The sequence below is a fragment of the Advenella alkanexedens genome, from assembly GCF_019132845.1.
Classification (GTDB): domain Bacteria; phylum Pseudomonadota; class Gammaproteobacteria; order Burkholderiales; family Burkholderiaceae_B; genus Advenella; species Advenella alkanexedens.
Genome location: NZ_JAHSPR010000005.1, coordinates 288,790 through 308,218 on the forward strand (window position 1 = coordinate 288,790; position 19,429 = coordinate 308,218).

Annotated in this window: 16 protein-coding genes; 7 read left to right on the plus strand and 9 right to left on the minus strand. The window is 47.9% G+C overall.

Annotated elements, in window-relative coordinates:
• Positions 1–89 precede the first annotated feature (89 nt).
• On the plus strand, positions 90–1,073 hold the full coding sequence (locus KU392_RS08930; RefSeq protein WP_217735109.1) for a Bug family tripartite tricarboxylate transporter substrate binding protein: 984 nt from the start codon (positions 90–92) through the stop codon (positions 1,071–1,073).
• Positions 1,074–1,081: 8 nt separating this feature from the next.
• Here the strand turns inward: KU392_RS08930 and KU392_RS08935 are convergent, their stop codons facing one another.
• The 3 genes from KU392_RS08935 to KU392_RS08945 form a co-directional block, all read right to left on the minus strand.
• A complete protein-coding gene (locus KU392_RS08935) occupies positions 1,082–1,840 on the minus strand; it encodes a hypothetical protein (protein WP_217735110.1) in 759 nt (252 codons plus the stop codon).
• Between the two features lie 5 nt (positions 1,841–1,845).
• Positions 1,846–4,989 carry a DUF3427 domain-containing protein gene (locus tag KU392_RS08940; RefSeq protein ID WP_217735111.1) on the minus strand — a complete coding sequence of 1,048 codons (3,144 nt, stop codon included), beginning with the start codon at positions 4,987–4,989 and terminating at the stop codon, positions 1,846–1,848.
• 134 nt (positions 4,990–5,123) lie between these two features.
• Positions 5,124–5,885 carry an SDR family oxidoreductase gene (locus KU392_RS08945; RefSeq protein WP_200235783.1) on the minus strand — a complete coding sequence of 254 codons (762 nt, stop codon included), beginning with the start codon at positions 5,883–5,885 and terminating at the stop codon, positions 5,124–5,126.
• Positions 5,886–6,045: 160 nt separating this feature from the next.
• On the opposite strand from KU392_RS08945, the gene gmk reads away from it, so the two are divergent.
• The 3 genes from gmk to KU392_RS08960 all read left to right on the plus strand — a co-directional run bounded on the left by gmk (position 6,046) and on the right by KU392_RS08960 (position 9,248).
• Complete coding sequence (gene gmk / locus KU392_RS08950; protein WP_217735112.1) at positions 6,046–6,684, plus strand: guanylate kinase; 639 nt, start codon at positions 6,046–6,048, stop codon at positions 6,682–6,684.
• A 36-nt stretch (positions 6,685–6,720) separates the two neighbouring features.
• The gene (gene rpoZ, locus KU392_RS08955) at positions 6,721–6,927 is read left to right on the plus strand and encodes a DNA-directed RNA polymerase subunit omega (protein ID WP_169294365.1); all 207 of its coding nucleotides are present in this window, start codon (positions 6,721–6,723) and stop codon (positions 6,925–6,927) included.
• Positions 6,928–7,133: 206 nt separating this feature from the next.
• Positions 7,134–9,248 (plus strand): RelA/SpoT family protein, encoded by a 2,115-nt coding sequence (locus tag KU392_RS08960; RefSeq protein ID WP_371808406.1) that lies wholly within the window; start codon positions 7,134–7,136, stop codon positions 9,246–9,248.
• Here KU392_RS08960 and KU392_RS08965 read toward each other — a convergent pair.
• Positions 9,245–9,916, minus strand: a complete 672-nt coding sequence (locus KU392_RS08965) for an ABC transporter ATP-binding protein (protein ID WP_217735113.1) — start codon at positions 9,914–9,916, stop codon at positions 9,245–9,247. The two genes, KU392_RS08960 and KU392_RS08965, sit on opposite strands and share 4 nt — an antisense overlap.
• A 55-nt stretch (positions 9,917–9,971) precedes the next feature.
• Here KU392_RS08965 and KU392_RS08970 point away from each other — a divergent pair, with 55 nt between their 5' ends.
• Positions 9,972–10,544 carry an arylesterase gene (locus tag KU392_RS08970; RefSeq protein WP_246587391.1) on the plus strand — a complete coding sequence of 191 codons (573 nt, stop codon included), beginning with the start codon at positions 9,972–9,974 and terminating at the stop codon, positions 10,542–10,544.
• 176 nt (positions 10,545–10,720) lie between these two features.
• On the opposite strand, the gene KU392_RS08975 is transcribed toward KU392_RS08970, so the two are convergent.
• The gene (locus KU392_RS08975) at positions 10,721–12,673 is read right to left on the minus strand and encodes a SurA N-terminal domain-containing protein (protein WP_217735115.1); all 1,953 of its coding nucleotides are present in this window, start codon (positions 12,671–12,673) and stop codon (positions 10,721–10,723) included.
• A 201-nt stretch (positions 12,674–12,874) separates the two neighbouring features.
• Between KU392_RS08975 and ugpQ the strand changes: the two genes are divergently transcribed.
• Together ugpQ and KU392_RS08985 are read left to right on the plus strand one after the other, a co-directional pair.
• Positions 12,875–13,630, plus strand: a complete 756-nt coding sequence (gene ugpQ, locus KU392_RS08980) for a glycerophosphodiester phosphodiesterase (RefSeq protein ID WP_169294360.1) — start codon at positions 12,875–12,877, stop codon at positions 13,628–13,630.
• Positions 13,631–13,658: 28 nt separating this feature from the next.
• Complete coding sequence (locus tag KU392_RS08985) at positions 13,659–14,516, plus strand: 23S rRNA (adenine(2030)-N(6))-methyltransferase RlmJ (RefSeq protein ID WP_217735116.1); 858 nt, start codon at positions 13,659–13,661, stop codon at positions 14,514–14,516.
• On the opposite strand, the gene greB is transcribed toward KU392_RS08985, so the two are convergent.
• Genes greB through KU392_RS09005 form a run of 4 tightly spaced genes read right to left on the minus strand, consistent with a single transcriptional unit; the run spans position 14,497 to position 19,388 of the window.
• On the minus strand, positions 14,497–15,057 hold the full coding sequence (gene greB / locus KU392_RS08990; protein ID WP_169294358.1) for a transcription elongation factor GreB: 561 nt from the start codon (positions 15,055–15,057) through the stop codon (positions 14,497–14,499). The two genes, KU392_RS08985 and greB, sit on opposite strands and share 20 nt — an antisense overlap.
• Before the next feature lie 3 nt (positions 15,058–15,060).
• Positions 15,061–15,909 carry a 3',5'-nucleoside bisphosphate phosphatase gene (locus KU392_RS08995; RefSeq protein WP_217735117.1) on the minus strand — a complete coding sequence of 283 codons (849 nt, stop codon included), beginning with the start codon at positions 15,907–15,909 and terminating at the stop codon, positions 15,061–15,063.
• A 26-nt stretch (positions 15,910–15,935) separates the two neighbouring features.
• On the minus strand, positions 15,936–16,865 hold the full coding sequence (locus KU392_RS09000) for an alpha/beta fold hydrolase (protein ID WP_169294356.1): 930 nt from the start codon (positions 16,863–16,865) through the stop codon (positions 15,936–15,938).
• Between the two features lie 51 nt (positions 16,866–16,916).
• Positions 16,917–19,388 (minus strand): DNA internalization-related competence protein ComEC/Rec2, encoded by a 2,472-nt coding sequence (locus KU392_RS09005; protein WP_217735118.1) that lies wholly within the window; start codon positions 19,386–19,388, stop codon positions 16,917–16,919.
• Between the last annotated feature and the right edge of the window lie 41 nt (positions 19,389–19,429).

Genomic DNA, 19,429 nt, shown 5'->3' on the forward strand with positions numbered 1-19,429 from the left:
AAAACAAAATCATGTCGCCACATTAAAACCCACATTAAAAAATCCACTTTAAAGACAAGCATTTATACATTTTGGCATCAGGAGACCCCATGTTATTTTTCAAGAAAACCACATTCATCGCCGCAGCATTATCTTTTGCCTGCCTGGGCAATGCCGCCCAGGCCAACAGCGATTTCCCACAAAAAACAGTGACCCTGTACAGTGCGTTTTCGGTAGGCAGTGGCCCGGATGTTGTCTTGCGCATACTAAGCCAGGAGCTGGGTAAAATATGGGGGCAACCCGTGATTGTGGAAAACCGTCCCGGTGGTGGTGGCTTCATTGCGCTGGAAGCCGTTAGCAAGCGCCCTGCCGATGGTTATTCTTTACTGCAACTGGACAGCGAGCATGTTTCTGCCCTGCCACACCTGTACAAATCACGCAATTATTACCCTCGTGAGAAATTTGAACTGGTCGCCCCCTTGTTTTACACGCCTTTCATGATTGCCGTAAGCGACAAATCACCCTGGAAAAACATGACAGACCTTATTGAGGCTGCCAAAACCAAACCCGACAGCGTCACATACGGTTCATGGTTTGTAGGCAGCCCCGGTCACCTGGGTGGTGAATGGATAGATTCACTTGCCGGCACAAAAATGCTGCATATTCCCTACAAGGAAGTCAGCCAGCTGTATACGGCCGTTGCCAACAGCGAAGTGGACTGGGCCTATGGCACCATCCCTTCCACCCGTCCGGTCTATGACAGCGGCAAACTGCGTTACCTTGCCATTGCCGCCCCCAAGCGACACCCCCTGTTCCCTGATGTACCAACTGTTGCTGAAGCCGGAGGCCCCACCGAACTGGATGTCAATTCAATTGTTTCGCTGCTGGCCCCCAAAGGCATTCCAGAAGAGGTACGTGACAAAATCCAGGCCGATGTGGCCACGGTGCTGTCTAATCCTGAAGTGATCAAACGCTTTGACTCTTTCGCTTTTGATCCGCTAACCTGGCCATTAAACGAATTGGGACAACGCCTGGATCAGAAAGAAGAAACTTATAAGGGACTGATTCAGAAAGCGAATATCAGCCTGGATTGATAAGCAAACTACTTCACCATAAAATGAAAGGTTTGCGTTAACAAAGGCTGTTTACTTACCTTTCCTGATAAAGGTTCGTTACCAGAAAATCCTCTCGGATTAATGGTAATGAACCCCCAAAACTCCAAAAAACGCTTAATAAAGCGTGCCTTAATACAAATCCCCAGATACTTTTCAGGAGTGTAATACTCATGGGGTGGAAACTGACGCAGCAACATAGGGAACGCGACGCACACCTCTTCAATCATTTGCTCTATAGAATCATGACTTTGCAGCCGCCACAACATAAATAACCAAAATGGCCGCAAATCAACGTCGTCATCAAACCCATCCATGTAGTTCCAGATGAATTGGGTGGTGGCAGCTTCCAGCATGGGCAGGAAAAAGGCGTTGATGCCATGTATTTGATACTGTTTTTGTGCCGCTTTCTTAATATGAAAACGCCCTTTTCTTAAATAAATAATGCCGGCAAGATCAGCCAACATGCGCGTGTAGCGCAAGGCATTAAAATTATCTTCGTTACTGCCCACGTAAGCACTGATACTGGGTTCCGTTTCAAATTCGGCAACGGCAAACCCAGGCAACAATTCACTGGCTTTTTTTACCAGTTTCCCGGGCAAATTTCCTTTAGCTGTTGCCTTGAAAGACCCGTCCTGCTGCATGGCCTCATCCAGCATCAAGGCCAGATAACGCATCACAGGACTGCCCGATAAATCGTCTGGCGTACGAATCGTGACCAATTCCAGATCATTAAACGGCGCATTCATTCCAGTTAACCCACTGCTAATTTAGCTGCTTGGTGCCACATAAATGGTGGCATGGGTGTTTTTAAACGCCAGGTGATATTCATGGGTTGTGAACCTGTGTGTGAAATATACTCAACCTCACCAAAATTCACGAATCCCATCGTTCGATTGTATTCGTCCTTGGTTTGCTCACGAACAAATAAAAACAACCGTTTATTTAGTTGCCTGTGCTGAATATAGGTAGCCCCTTTCCCACGATCTGGGCGCGCGCTATTTTGTGATTGCCAATGGAAAAGATGCTCATTGATTGCATAATCATGATACATCGTTGTTGGCGAAAATTGCTTTTCATTTTTATTTAAGGTCACAAACATTAGCTCGAGATTCTGATCTTTTATTTCTAATACCCCTTCCCGTGCTGGCGCTTGTCGCTCAAAAGTAGAAGCACCAAAAGCGACTAGAATTTGCTCACGCGCGTATCGTGCATGGAGACTTAAAGGAATCCCAGATAAATTTGGCAACTCATTTTGCTCATGTTGAATTCGATCCAGCAATAATGTCAAAAGATCTGACAACTCAGATTTTAAAGCAGGAATATCAAAAGCACTTAAACTATCTTGCAAATTTGAAAACCCAATTTCTACGCCAGATTTTTGCCAAAAGTCATAATGGCACATCAATGCCATACGTAGGCTCATTTTCTCTTTCAGCTTAAAATCATGCCGACATAAATCTCTAACAAAATACAAGTAGTCATAAGCATCAGTAGATAAAAACCGTGTTTTAATTGCCCTTTCAAAATTGCTTAACACAGAGTGATTGATATTTTCATTGAAATCAGCTTGCTTAGCTTTAATGAGCAAGCCTGTAAAGCAGCCCAATTTATATAAATCGTTCAAGTCAATAAATGGGTAAATCTTTAAAAAATTGCCTAAGCTAAGTGGCAAGCTTGTTTGCTGAGGATATTGCCGTATCAATCCCATTAACCTATTTGCATTTAAACTGGCTTGCCGGATATTTTTTAATACAATTTCCTGAGCGCGCTTAGTCAGTTCAATGCGACACCCCAAAGGCACATGTGGAAAGCCTTGTTTAATTTCATCAACAATCGCCTTATTGGTTTTACCCACCAAAGCACGAAACTTATTCGAAAAATCATATTCAGGCCTTGAGTTCCCAATAAAATCCAATACCGTACAACACTCTTTGCCATCAGCCAATCGCAATCCACGACCCAGCTGCTGTAAAAAAATCGTCAAGCTTTCAGTAGGTCGTAAAAACAGCAAGGTATCAACTTCAGGTATATCCACCCCTTCATTAAAAATATCGACAACACAGAGTACATTGATTTTCCCAGATCGAATGGCTTGTTGTTTCTGCTGACGCTCATGACGATTATCACTAGTCAGCACATCACTGGGAATGCCTTTTAGCAAGAATTGCTGACACATATAATTAGCATGCTCTTTACTAACACAAAAAGCCAATGCTTTCATGTTGCTCGTATCGGTAACAATTTCCCGCAGATTCCTGATAATCATATTCACGCGTAGTTGATTATGGGTATAAAGATTGCTTAATTGTGCAATATCATACCGACCGCGACTCCAACTGATATTTCTTAAATCAGTATCATCATCAATAGCAAAATATTGAAAGGGACTAAGATGACGTTGATTAATTGCTTCAGGCAATCGAATTTCTGCGGCAATCACCCCACAAAAATCAGATAAAATATCTACGCCATCATGTCGTTCTGGGGTCGCCGTTAATCCAAGAAAAATTTCTGGCTTGAAGTAGTCAATGACCGAACGATAACTACTCGCGGCAATATGATGCACTTCATCAATCACGATATAGTCATAGTAATCAGGACTTAAGTTTAAAGTAGTTAATTGATTGTTTAATGTCTGAATCGAAGCAAACAGCTGGTGATAATGTTCAGGCTTATAAACACCCACCCATATTTCTCCAAAATGACTGTTTTTAAGCACCCCTCTGTAAGCCTCTCTGGCTTGCTTCAAAATTTCTTCACGATGTGCAATAAACAAAAATTTCGCCTCGGGTTTTTGTTTTACAAATCGTGCAAAATCAAAGGCCGAAATAAGTGTTTTTCCGGTACCGGTTGCTGCTACAACCAAGTTTCTGAATCGTTGATGCAGCTTACGTTCCACCATCAATTGTTCTAAGATTTCTTGCTGGTGTGCAAAAGGCTTTATGTCAAAAAAATGACGCTCATCATTACGCTGCGTTCCTCGAGCTTGTGTTAAGGCCTGCTTTAATTTGCCAACACTTTCTACTTGCCCATCAAATACTTCAAAATCATTAGACGCCCAATACGTTTCAAACGTACTGATTGACTTATTAATAATATGTGGAATTTCCTGAGAAGTAATTTTTAAATTCCATTCAAGACCACTCGTTAACGCTGAATGTGATAAATTTGAAGAGCCTATATATCCCGTATTAAATCCCGTATTTCTTAAAAATAGATAACTTTTAGCATGCAAACGCTCACGCTGTGTATTGTAGCTAAGCCTAACCTCGGTATTGGGCAAACTAGCCAAAAACTCAACAGCCTTGGTATCGGTTGCACCCATATAAGAAGTCGTAATTACTTTCAATTCTCGGCCACTTTTCGTGAACGCTTCCAACTCTTTACTAAAAATACGAATGCCTGTCCATTTTATAAATGAAACAAGCCAATAAATCTTATCTGAAGATAGGATTTCTCTTTTTATTTCAGACTCTAACGACAAGCCTGCATTACTACCACTAAACAATTCACTTTGACTTAAACCCGTCAAAGGGAATATATCATCGACATATTTTTTATAATCCGCGGCGATCGGGTGCTCTTTCTCAAATAGCGCAGTAAGGATTTTTCCCTGACAATCAAGCAAATTATCCTCAATGAAGTCATCATCATTAAGCTTTTCTTTCAACCAAAGCAACAGTTCATTGGATAATAAAACTTGCTGCTGCACTTGATTTTCACCAGCAGGAATTGACGAAATAGCATACTCAAAAATATGACATAAAAACCGGGAAAGCCACATTGACGCTTCAGCAGGCTCAAGCGCTCGCTCCCCAATATAAAATCTGTCTCGATTTAAACGTCTTGTAATAAGTTGGGTAATAAGCTGCTCATAAATCCCGATCTGTTGCATATTATGTTTTGCTCTTTGCTAAAAGAAATCCATTGGAGTAAATCAAACAGTATATTCACCGCAAGCCATCATGTTTTCAGACCTCAGTGGCTTGCTTATGCCACAACTGTTCGATTCACCAAACGGCTTAAAGTCTACCCACGCCCAACAAACGGCATCTTCGTCGCCATTATCGTCACAAACTGCACATTGGTTTCCAGCGGGAAATCAGCCATGGTACGAACAGTTTGGGCCACATGCGCCACGTCCATAATCGGCTCGGGCATGATTTCACCATTGGCCTGCAAAATGCCTTTCTTCATTCTTTCCGTCATATCGGTGCCGGCATTGCCAATATCTATCTGGCCGCAGGCAATATTATAGGCACGGCCGTCCAGCGAAATGCTTTTGGTCAGGCCGGTAACGGCATGCTTGGTGGCGGTATAGGCAATCGACATGGGGCGTGGTGCCGTGGCTGAGATAGAACCGTTATTAATGATCCGGCCCCCTTGCGGCTCCTGGTAGCGCATCACATGAAAAGCGGCCTGGGCACACAGGAACATGCCGGTCAGGTTCACATCCACAATCTCACGCCATTCCTGGGCCGAAAACTCGTCAATGGGTACCGCTGCACCACTTTTTCCAGCGTTATTGAACAATACATCCACCCGGCCATATTCACGCTGGGTCTGTTCAAACAAGGCTTTCACCTCGTTTTCCCTGGTGACGTCCGTAGGAATCACCAGAGCCCTGACCGCATCCAGTCCGGCTGCGGTGCGAGTTTCTTCCAGCACGTCCTGCCGTCTTCCGGCCAACACCACCCGGTAACCCGCACTTAGCAATTCCAGAGCAACCGCCCTGCCAATACCGGAGCCCGCTCCCGTTACCACCGCCACTTTATGGTTTGAAATGCTCATTGTTATATTCTCCAATGTGTTTTATTTGGCATATGCTACCAAGAATGAAGCGGGCTGGCACCACTTGAGGGTATTTAACGCGGACTTTTTTCTGTTTATTTATTAATAGCACTTAATTTTTTGTTATCCTTGCTACTTCTAAAAAAATGGACTCGTCACCATGAAGAAATATCCCGGTAATGTATTTATGATTATCGCTCCCAGCGGTGCCGGAAAATCCAGCCTGGTCAATGCCCTTCTGAAAGAAGATACCGGTATTGAACTATCTGTTTCCTGCACAACCCGTCCCCCCAGACCGGGTGAGGAAAACGGGCGTGAATATCATTTCATCAGTGTGGAAGAATTCCAGGCACTTAAAGAAAACGATGACTTGTTGGAATGGGCAGAGGTGCACGGCAACTTTTACGGCACACCCAAAACCCTGATCAAGAAGGCCATAGCAGATGGCAAGGATATTTTGCTGGAAATCGACTGGCAAGGCGCCCGTCAGGTAAGACAGCAGTTTTCCGATGTCACCGACATCTTTATTTTGCCCCCCTCGATTGAAGAACTGAGAGTCAGGTTAACCCGTCGCGGTCAAGATGAACCAGACGTGATTGCCCGTCGCTTATTAGCGGCCGGCAGCGAAATTGCGCACGCGCCAGAGTGTGAATATGTTATCATTAACAATGATTTCGAAGTTGCCCTTCATGAGCTGAAGCAAATTATTGCTACGGCTCGTTTGCGCTATACAGCACAAGCAGCAAGACACGAAAAACTATTCGCCGATCTGGGTATTGCAAATATCTCCTCCCAGTAGGCTTGTTATTATTTTCCTATATTTTCAGGTTATCAAATGGCACGAATTACCGTTGAAGACTGTTTAAAACAAATTCCAAACCGCTTTAGCCTGACGCTGGCGGCCACTTACCGTGCACGCGAACTGGCCCAGGGTCATGAGCCTCGCCTGGAAAGCAACAAAGACAAACCCACCGTACTCGCATTGCGTGAAATCGCAAGCGGTGTCACCGGTCTTGAAATGTTGCGTAAAGTACCTACCTGAATCAACAACTGGCAAGGATCCACACTATGACTTTAAAAGGGATTAAAGGCGCATCCTCAACGATATTGCATGCGTTGCGTGCCGGGTCTCCCTTTAAAAGAAAACAGAAAGAATCCACCCAGTCAGCTGAATCAACTCAACTGACCACAGGCAAGGCCACACCGGCCAATGATCCGACCATAGCTTCATTGGCCACGCTTACCGAAATGCTGTCCAGCTACATGGACAGTAAAGACATTGAAAAAGTCCGCGAGGCTTACCGCTTTGCAGACCAGGCCCACTTGGGTCAATTCCGTTCCAGTGGTGCTCCCTACATTACCCATCCCATTGCAGTCACCGAAATATGTGCCGGATGGAAGCTTGACGTCAATGCCCTTATGGCTGCCCTGTTACACGATGTCATCGAAGATCAGGGGGTTCTGAAGTCAGAACTGGCTGAAAAATTCAACCCCGATGTGGCCAATCTGGTCGATGGCCTTACCAAACTTGAAAAGCTCAATTTTGCCACCAAGGCCGAACAGCAGGCGGAAAGTTTCCGCAAAATGCTGTTGGCCATGGCCAAAGACGTCCGGGTTATTTTAATCAAGCTGGCCGACCGCCTGCACAATATGCGAACCCTGGATGCGGTAGATCCAGCCAAACGCCGGCGGGTGGCCAACGAAACCCTGGAAATTTATACGCCTATTGCACATCGCCTGGGCCTTAACTCCCTGGTTCGTGAACTGCAAGACCTGTGTTTTGAGGCCAGCTCGCCCAACCGTTATTCCGTCCTGCACAAAGCCGTCATGGCAGCCCGGGGTAATCGCCGTGAGGTGCTTACCAAAATCACCGACAACATCACCACCGCCCTGCCAGCTCAAGGTATCGAAGCCGAAATTTCCGGTCGTGAGAAATCCCTGTTCAGTATTTATAAAAAAATGCGTGAACAAAAAAAATCCTTTTCCGATGTCTTGGATATCTACGGCTTCCGTATTATTGTTCATACCCTGCCTGAATGTTATTTGGCCTTGGGCGTGATTCACCAGCTGTATCGGCCGGTACCCGGTAAATTCAAAGATTACATTGCCATTCCCAAGCTTAATGGCTACCAATCTTTGCACACCACCTTGGTGGGCCCTTATGGCACCCCCATCGAATTCCAGATTCGTACCCGTGATATGGACCACATTGCCGAAAAAGGTGTGGCTTCTCACTGGATATACAAAAATGATGATCTCTCTCTCAACGACCTGCAAAAGCAAACCCATCGCTGGCTACAGTCGCTGCTGGATATCCAAAGTCAAACCGGTGACTCAGGTGAATTCCTTGAACACGTCAAGGTAGACCTGTTCCCCGATGCCGTTTATGTGCTAACGCCCAAAGGTAAAATCATCTCATTGCCACGTGGCGCAACACCTATTGATTTTGCCTATCTTATTCATACCGATATTGGCAATCATGCGGTTTCAGCCAAAATCAATGGTGAATTTGTACCTCTCAAGACTGAACTCAGCAGTGGCGACAGGATTGAAATCATCACTTCTCCGGCCTCTGTACCCAGCGCCCAATGGCTTAACTATGTACGTACCGGCAAAGCCCGTTCTGAAATTCGCCATTTCCTGAAAACGGTCAAATACAGCGAATCCATTCAGTTTGGTGAAAAGCAGCTTTTGCATGCCTTGCAAGAACTGAATATCCCCATGCCCCCCAAAGATGATCCGCAATGGGAAAAACTGGCCAAAAGTACCGGTGCCAGCTCGGTTGATGAAATTCTGGCCGATATCGGCCTGGGACGTCGTCTGGCTGCGGTTGTTGCACGTCGGTTCATTATCGATAACGAAATCCTGGCAACCAGTGCCGCCGTTATTGATGAAATGTCCGTTGCCAAAACAGGCACTATTTTCATTCAGGGTAACGAAGGTCAGGCGGCTCAACTTTCAAGCTGCTGCTGCCCCATACCTGGTGACCCTCTCATCGCCTGTATTCGTCCCGGTCATGGCTTGGTCGTTCATACCGAAGACTGTCCTACGGCCCTTCGCCAGCGCACCCGCGAACCCGAACGCTGGGTCTCTTCGGTCAACTGGGACAAGGAAACCGCCAAGCACTTGCCCACCCGTCTTGAAGTTACTCTCAAGAGTGAAAAAGGCGTATTGGGACGTATCGCGGCTCAAATCGCCACGGCTGACTCCAACATTATCCAGATGTCCATGAATGAAGAGGCCCTTGAAACCGCCACCATCCAAATTACCATTCAGGTCGATGACCGCAAGCATCTGGCCCGTGTAATCCGGCTGATACGGCACGTCCCACAGGTTACCAAGATCGTCAGGGTCAAAAGCTAGGCAACCACCCTGCCCGCCTGCAATACCAGCTGTTGCTGACAACGGCTGGCCAGCACCCCATCATGGGTGACCAAAACCAGGGTGCTTCTTTTTTCCTGATGCAACGCAAACATCAAATCCATAATATGGGTGCCGGTTGCAGCATCCAGGCTACCGGTAGGCTCATCGGCAAATAATATGGCCGGTTCAACCACAAAGGCCCGTGCCAGAGCCACACGCTGACGCTCTCCGCCAGACAACGTTTTGGGATAGTGATGAGAACGCCTGGAAAGGCCCACACGCTCTAACATGGCCCATGCCGGCTCTTTGGCCCGTTTGCCTTGCAGCTCCAAAGGAAGCATGACATTTTCCAGCGCTGTCAGATTAGGCAGCAACTGAAAAGACTGAAACACAAATCCCACATGATACGCCCGCAACTGGGCACGCTGATCCTCATCAAGTGAAAACAGGTCCTGTCCCATCAAGTGCACACTACCCTGACTGGGCACATCGAGCCCGGCCAGAATGCCCAGCAGGGTAGATTTGCCAGAACCAGAACTTCCGGTAATGGCCAGTGTCTTACCTTTTTCAAGCGAAAAGGAAATATCCTCTAAAATACGAAGCTGGCCATTGGCATCTTCCACTACTTTATTCAAACCATCAACTTCCAGGGCAAATATGTTTTTCATAAATCAACTACTCAAATTATGTCTGACGCTATTCATGTGTACCGCTGCTTTTCAAATGGCGAATGCACAAAACACCAGCAACAAAACGCTACTGGTTATAGGAGACAGTTTATCAGCAGAATATGGCATTGAAAGGGGCAAAGGTTGGGTGGAAATAATTAAATCCGATTTTCTGGGCGATGATGACAATTATGAAGTCGTCAATGCCAGTATAAGCGGCGATACAACCAGCGGTGGCCTTACCCGTCTTCCCGCCCTGCTGGCGCAACACACACCCTCTGTGGTAGTTGTGGAATTGGGCTCAAATGATGCGCTGCGCGGTCTGTCACTGGAAGCGTCCAAAAGCAATCTGGCTAAAATGAGCGAATTGAGCAGGCAGGCACAGGCCAAAGTAATCATAGTCGGCATGCAAATTCCGCCCAACTTCGGACCTGTGTATTCACAACAGTTCAAGGAAATGTTTGCCCAGGTGGCGCAGGAACAGGATGCCCTGCTGGTGCCCTTCCTGTTTGAACATTTTGCGCTGGATAAAAACATGTTTCAGGACGATGGCATCCACCCGAACGAAGCCGCACAAAAAACCATGGCGGAAAATGTGTGGGCCGTATTGCAACAGGCCATTAACTGAGCAAGGTGAACCAGAAAACGCCCACCATCACTTGGAGGGGCTTGCAACACCCCTCACCAATACTTGATGACCCACAATAGAAAAACCCCATAAAACCGGAATACATCCAGCTTTATGGGGTTTATTCATGACAGCCCGGATTAAAGGCCTATGCTTTAAAAAAGCGCCTGACCGGTTTATTCACCCAAAATCACCTTCTCGGCTTCAGGGAAGATCTGTACCTCATGGTCTGCACGCAGAATACTGGTCACACCTTGGGCAATCTCGGCTGCCACACCTGTTTCCAGACCGGGTTGCAAGAATTGCGTAAAAAGCGTTTTCATTTCAGAGTTGCCTTCGGACACTTTTTCAATTTGTGCAATGACAAAACCATTAGGCGTAGTGGTACCCACAAAGGAAGGCAATTTATCGGTAGGTGCATTCATGATGGTATTGAGCATTGTCTCGGGCAATTGATTGCCCATCAAACGACTGATTGTTGTCTCGGCACCAAAGCCAACCGATGAAGGTTCACCGTTTTCCTGAAGCATTTTAAGCGCTTGCTCACCGGCCAGTTTGGCCTGCTCAAAGGCTTTTTCATCCCTTACCATTTTTTCCACCTCGGCCCTGACGGCATCCAGTGGGGGGATCGCGGCAGGCACTTCCTGCACTGCACGAACCACCAGCAACTCAGAGGGTGAAATTTCTATCACGCCAGAATTGAGTTTTTGTTTCAACACCTCATCGGAGAACAGGACCTCACGCACCCTGGGGGCCTCGAAGTATTTGGCATCGGGACTGGCTGAAGCAGCATTCTCTCCCACTTGCTCTGCGGTCAGCAGCAGGTCACGGGCCACACCATTGACCGTTTGCAGTTCCAGCTGAAGATTATCGGCAACGCCTTGCAATGATGAACGATCATCATTGACCTGCTGGACCAGGCCGGTAGCCAGATCGGCAAATTTTTCCGATGCCAGCTGCAGGCGGATTTCTTCCAGCACCTGACTCTTGACAGCAGACAATGGCTGAACAGAGCCTGCATCGATACTGGCTACCTGAATAATATGATAAGAATTGCCCACTTTGACCGGATCGGTCACGCCTGGTGCTGTCAATGAGAAAATGGCCTCATCAAGAACGGGAATATCACCCCTGGCCAACAGACCCAGGCTGCCGTCCAGGTTTTTAGTACCTGCGTCATCTGAATACTGTTTTGCCAATGCTGAAAATTTTGCGGGCTCTGCCTTGGCCTGTGCCGCCACATCTTGGGCTTTTTTCAGGATTTCTTCCTGGGTCGCGGCATCAGCCCCTTCAGGCACCTTGATTTGAATATGATTAACGACCCGACGTTCCTGTTTAGTGTACTTGCCAATATTGGATTGATAGTAGGATTCGATATCAGCTTCTGAAACTTCGGGTACCGATTTTAATGCCGCATCCTGGTTAAGGATAATGTACTGGGCATCCACATAGCGGGGAACTTCGAGGGTTTTACTGTTTTTATCGTACCACTGTTTGATGTCCTCATCGGAAACCGTGACATCTGGCAGGTATGTGGAAATCTCAAATTCTTTCAGGCGAACGGCACGCTCCTGAACCATGGCCGATTGTAATAGCTCAAGCGTTTTTTCAGGCATCGACACCGATTGCGCAATAGGCTCAAGCACCTGTGCATAAGCCAGATTCTGACGGACATAAGCTTCATAATCGATGTCTCTGATGCCGTTTCTGACTAAAAATTCGGTGTATTTTTGAGGAGAGTACACACCGTTCTCATGGAACTGGGGATTGGAGCCAATGGCATTGCGAACCATATTGTCAGTGGCGTTGAAATGACCGTCGATCATTTCCTGCTGCAGCACCTGGGCATTGATAAGCTGATTCAGCCAGGCTCTCCGGTTGGCAGGCGTATCTACCTTGGCAACATCAAAATTTGCACCAGACTGCATTCTCATTTCGTCCAAACGATTGCGCCAGGATTGGTTAAACTGCTCTTGGGTAATATTGGCTTCTTTAATAGCTACCAGTTTTACATCGTTGGAAACGAAACTTTGGTAATCGGCCACGCCAAAAAAAACAAATGACGGAACCACCAAAATAATTAACGCGGCCAATACGATACGTTGGTGTGTACGGATAAATTCAAACATTAAGCTCTCAACTCAGACTGCGAAAATCAGAATATACATTATAAATGTCGCGGTTGGAAAAAGGGGTTTCCCATTTTAGTCTTTTTCACTTTTAAAATAGACAATTCAGCCCTATTTTATAAAAAGTCGCTTTCAAAGCGACTTATATCTTCCTACAATACAACAATAAACTTTATTCTTGAAATCCACCCTTTTATTCCAATGCCAGCAAAAAATACTTTCGAGTGGTGCTATCCGCGCCTGATTGCCCATCGTGGCGGTGGCTTCCTGGCCCCTGAAAACACCCTTGCGGCCATGCGCTGCGGCCATGAACACGGTTTTTCCATGGTTGAGTTCGATGTCAAGCTCAGCCAGGACAACGTACTTGTCTTAATGCATGATGATACGGTCAACCGCACCTCAAACGGAAGAGGACTGGCGGCCAGCAAAACGTTCAGGGAGTTGTCCGAACTGGATTTCGGTGGATGGCATTCGTCTTTTTATACCGGAGAGCCCATCCCCACGTTTCGTTCTGTTGCCCGTTTCACCCAGGAAAACAATATTTTCTGCAACATAGAAATCAAGCCCTGCCCGAACCGTGAAACCGAAACCGGAACCCTGGCAGCCCAAGCGGCACAACAATGGTGGCATCATTCCGATCTGCCCCCACTAATTTCGTCTTTCTCCCTGGAAGCACTGGCTGCCGCAAAACAGGCCGCCCCCGAATTGCCACGCGCCTTTTTAACCGAAGACCTGCCTGATAATTTCACCGAGATTCTGGAAGAACTGGACTGCGTCGCCATTAACCTGAAGCAAAGCCTGCTGAACCAGGAAAAAATAGAACGCATTCATCAGGCCGGCTACCGGGTTTGCGCCTGGACCGTGAATGACTATCAACGTGCCAAACAACTATTGCATTGGGGTTGCGATGCCCTGTTTACCGATGAACTGCTTCGCATAAACCCCAATTTGGCTTAACCGCCCGTACTCACCACAAGGATATATTTTGTTCAGTTACCGCCACGCCTTTCATGCAGGCAATCATGCTGATGTTTTAAAGCACTCCGTTTTGTTGCATATTTTGCACTATCTTAACAAAAAGGAAACGCCTTACTGGATCATTGACACCCACGCCGGTGCCGGCATTTACGATCTTGAAGATGCCTGGGCAGAGAAAACCGCGGAATTCAAAGAAGGTATCGCCCGTCTGTGGGACAACACCGACTTGCCTGAGGATCTGCAGCTCTATATTGACCATATCCGCAACCTGAACGATGACCAGGATCTGGTGTATTACCCCGGGTCCCCCTGGATTTCCCTGGAATTGATGCGACCCAAAGATCGCCTGCATTTGTTTGAGTTACACCCGACTGAAATTGAAGTGCTGAGCGACAACATTGAGCAGCAAGGCCGGGAAATTACACGGCAAGTGACGATTTTCGAAAAGGACGGTTTTTCGGGTCTGAAATCACAACTGCCGCCCGTACCCAGACGAGGCCTGATCCTGATTGATCCTTCCTATGAGGACAAAGCCGATTACCGACATACATTAATGGCTGTTAAAGATGGCCTTAAACGCTTTGCCACCGGCTGTTATGCAGTTTGGTACCCGCTGGTCAACCGCAAGGAAGTGCATGACATGATCAGGCAGCTTGAAAAACTGCCCGGCATCCAATGGCTTAACGCCTCGCTAACCGTCAAAAAACCGGCTGCGGATGGTTACGGCCTGCACGGCAGTGGCATGTTTATTATCAACCCGCCATATACCCTGCATGCCGCCCTGGAAAAAAGCCTGCCCTATCTGGCCAAACATCTTGCCCAGGACAGCTCGGCAACCTTCAGCCTTACTCGTCAGGGTAATTAACCTCAAGAATTTCCAGCTCATCCATGCCTGAAGGCGTACGCAAGCTGACCGTATCGCCTTCCCTGGCCTTGATCAGGGCCCTTGCAACAGGGGAAATCCAACTGATTTTCCCCTGCAATGGCTCTGCCTCATCCACCCCAACAATAGTGACCGTGTGCACTTCGCCGGCCTTGTCGATATAGACAACCGTGGCGCCTAAAAACACCTGGTCTTTATTGGGCTGGATGGAAGGGTCCACGACTTCGGCAATTTCCAGCCTTTTGGTCAGAAAGCGGATGCGACGGTCTATCTCGCGCAGTCTTTTTTTACCATACAGGTAATCTCCGTTTTCAGAACGGTCACCATTGGCCGCCGCCCATGAAACGATTTGTACCACATCGGGCCTTTCGGTATTGACCAGATGTGCCAACTCTTCACGCAAAGCGGCATAACCATATTTGGTGATATAGTTTTTGGTGCCGGCCGGCAAGGCAACGGCCTGGCCATCAACACCATCGTCATCATCGTCCTGATCGGATTCTTTAACAAAAGCCTTGTTCATGATTTAAATTAATTCCTCCCAGACAGGGGTAAGACCACTTGGCAAAGGCGGAAGTTTACCAAGATCCATACTGCTTTCCGACGGACTGTGAAAATCAGAGCCACAAGAAGCCAGAAAACCGTACTGGCGGGCAATATGTGCGTACTGGTGATACTGGTCAACAGTATGGGAACCGGTCACCACTTCAATTCCCCTACCCCCCATTAACTTGAAAGTCTTGTATAAAGTGACAAACTCACTGCGGGAGTATTTATACCGTCCAGGGTGGGCAATCACGGCAATCCCGCCAGCCTGGGTGATCCAGTTGATGGCCTCTTCAAGACTTGCCCAGTCACCCGCTATGTAAGCAGGTTTGTCATCGGCCAGGTATTTGTCGAAAACCTCTTGCATGTGCTTGCAATGGCCGGTCTCCACAATATAACGGGCAAAGTGCGTCCGGCTCAGCAAATTGGGGTTATCGGCATATTTCAAGGCCCCCTCGTAGGCATTCATAATGCCAAATTCCGCCAGCTTGTCTGACATTACCCGTGCCCGCTGCTCACGGTCATTACGGATACGCTCCAGACCGGCATTCATGGCTGCGTTTTCAGGGTCGATACCCAGGCCAACAATATGCAGGGTGTGTTCTGCCCAAGTCACGGATATTTCAATACCCGGAATATAAGTCATACCCAGTTCACGGGCGACCCGCGCAGCCTCTTGTTGCCCTCCCACCTCATCGTGGTCGGTAAGGCTCCAGACTTGCACGCCATTGCCGGCCGCACGTGTGGCCACCTCGGTGGGGCTTAACACACCATCCGAAACGGTTGAGTGACAATGCAGGTCTACGTTCAATCTGACCAAGCTATCCATGGTACTTTCCTACTGGCAAAAATGTTTCAAGAGAGCAAAAACTCGCGCACTGTCTGGATTTGTTCGTTGGGCATCAGGGTTGGCGCATGACCCACCTCGGGTATTTCGACCATTTGGCTGTTTTTATTCTGTTCCAGCATTTGGGCAACCGATTCACGACTTAACAAATCGGAGTTTTCACCCCGCAATATCAAAATGGGGCAATCAATGGATGTATAAGAGCGCCACAGATAGGCTTCTGCCGCGGCAAGCGCTTCTTCACTTTCCTGCTCTTTAAATGTTTGGGCGATACGTACATCGTAATGACTTTTCCAGACATTGTCCTTAAATTTAATCACACTTTTGGTAAATTCAAGCCATTGCCTGTCATTAAGTGGCCCAAAAGAGGCCGCGTTGACCTTCATATATGCCACCGCACTTTCAAGGCTGTCAAATTCCAGGGCATTGCCCACATAGGCGCCAATACGACGAATGGCCTCAAGCTCTATTTTAGGGCCCACATCATTCAAAACCAGACGATTCAGGGCAAGCCCGGTTTTAGCTGGCATATTTTCATCACGAGGCACCTGATTGACAATAGACAAGTCTGCCTTGCGCACCAGCCCGGCAAACACCATGCCAATCAGCCCACCCATTGAGGTCCCGATCCAATCCAGGGTTTTCGGATTAACGCGCGCCAACAAGGTGAATATATCGGACACGTACTGCGGCACGGCATAAAGGGATGGGTTAAACAAAAAGTCAGAGGCCCCCCTGCCCACAATATCAGGACAAATCACACGATATTCACCCGACATGGCACGTGCCATATCATCAAAATCACGTCCGGTACGGGTCAGGCCATGCACGCACATCAACACCCGGTCATTATCCGGGTCACCCCATTCCCAGTAAGCCATGCGATGTACGCCTGCCGTACTGACGCAATTGACATAATTCAAACGTGGTGATTGCATGACCTTCCTCCAGGATATACATATAATGATTATCACTAGTATATGCCGAGGCTAGCGGGCATGCCAATAGCGTTTTTTCTCGCGACGCGAGGCAAGCAGATCGAGCCCCTGCATTGAGGAGCGCACGGTTACGGCGCCATCCCTGTCGGTACGCCAGAAAAGACTGCCTGCGTCTTCCCAGCGCTGCTGCACCAGCCTGTGCGGGTGACCATAACGATTCAGGTAACCGCTCTGGACAATGGCATGACCGGCTTTCAGGGCCTGAATAAACGGCAATGAAGAAGACGTGCTGGCCCCATGATGCGGTACCACCACGACATTGACCTTTTCCAGTCCCTGTTGAACCAGGCCGATTTCCTGCTCGACATGAATATCACCCGTTAACAAGGCATTATGCTGACGGCCCTGCACCAGCAACACACAACTTTGCGCATTGCCACTTTCATTGGACAAGGGCAATTGCCCATTATTCAAAAAAGTAAAACTGACCCCATCCAGGCTAAAAGACTGTCCCTGCCCGCAAGGCAGATAGGCCAGATCCCGGTTTAATAAAGCATAATCGTGTTCAAGCCGTTTTTCTTCCTCTGCCAGGAACCGATCAAGCCCAAAGGACGCATATGCCATGCCGGTATGCATACCGGCAATCACTTCAGCAAAACCACCCGCATGATCCACATCGGAATGGGATACCACCACAACATCAAGCTGCTTGATACCCACTGATCTTAAATAGGGCAGAATTGTCCGGCTACCCGCTTCATTGGCATGACTGGTTCTAGGTCCGGCATCAAACAACACCGCATGCTTTTGCGTTAACACGACTACTGCTGTTCCCTGCCCCACATCCAAGGCAATCAAATTCCAGTAACCCGGTAAAGGTCGGTCTGTTTTCCCCAGAAAAACCGGTACCATAAAGCACCAGGCCAGGTTCTTATAAGGCAGCCCCCGGGCCTGGCACACGATGAAAACACCCGCCAGGGCAAGCAGCAAGCCCCATAAAGCGGGCGTTGCGATATAGACGCTGGCCCACGGTAACTGGGCAAACCACTGGGTTAGATCAAGGATACCCTGTAAAATATCGTGCGTAAAATGACCCAGCCACCGAGTGGCAGACGTGTGCAGGTTTAACAGGGCCAGCAAGGCAAACAATAGTGAAAATGGCGTAATCACCCAGCCAATCAAGGGAATGGCATAGGCATTGACCAACGGTGAGACCAATGAAAGCTGGCTGAAAAGCAATATTAAAAACGGTGCCAGCGCCAGCGTGATCATTAATTGAAATCTGGCTGCCAACGCAAAGGCAGACAGCATTTTCTGGCTCCTGCTTTGCACATAGCCCCTGCCCTGCTGCGCCTGATGGCGTCCCAACCAGATTAAAACGGCCACAGCAGAAAAAGACAACCAAAACCCGCTGGACAACATGGCCCACGGATCCAGCAACAAAACACCCAGACAAGTAAGCAAAAGAATAAAGAAAATGGACAGGCGCCAACGAAACAGGATCAGGCCATAGCCAATAGCCAGCATCAGCAACGTTCTTTGCGCAGGCACTCCCCAGCCTGCCAGCAAACAATAGGCCCATGCCACCAGCAAACCAAAAAAAGCGGCCAGGACATGAACAGAGCGATGGTCTGACAGCAACTTCCCTTTAAACTTGATTCTTTGACAACCCCACAAAACCAGAAAATGGCCTAACACGGCCAGCATCGTAATATGAGACCCGCTAATGGACACCAGATGTGTTACCCCTGACAGGTTGAACAGTTTCCAGTCATCCTGGGCAATCCCGTTCTGGTCCCCCATAACCAGCGCCACCATCACGGGACCATAACGTTTATCTTTCAGATAAGGCAGCATGGCCGAGCGCACCTGGTCACGCAATCGCTCAACAGCGATGGCAAAGCTGCCGAACGGTTCATCAGCCAACAATTTTGGTTGACCTTTTACAGCTCCCATGGCCCGGATGTTATTGGCAAAAGCATGGGTTTCATAATCAAACCCGTTGGGATTCATGGCACCATGAACACGTTTAAGTTTCAAGGACATTTCCCATACCTGGCCCGGCCTGATGAGCGGCAATTTATCATTGATATCCCTGGGTTTGCCATAAATGCCTGGCCATTGCCCAACCTGCCAGCGCACCTGTATATGTACCGGAATTCCCTTGATGGAAAAACTGTCCAGCACCTTGGCCTTGAACTGCACATAGTCGGGCCCATACAGGGCGATTTCACTAACACGCAAAACGACCCGGTTTGTTTTGTTTTCATGAATGGAAGCCAGGCTGTCCGCCAATCGCAACTGGGCCCTATAAGTGGAATAAGCCATGCCCAGCAAAACACATAGTAATCCCATCAAAATGGTTTTAAGTACAGACAATTTTATGGGCCATAAACATAGCCACCCGGCCACCATCAAACCTGCCCATACACCAATAATGGTGAGTGAGGGCAACGCTGGCAATAATTGAACACAGGCAATCCCCAGGCATGCACCTGCCAGGCAAATCCAGTAAACCCGCATGACCTTCTTTCTGCTGCTAAAAAGCAGATTCTAGTCAAGTG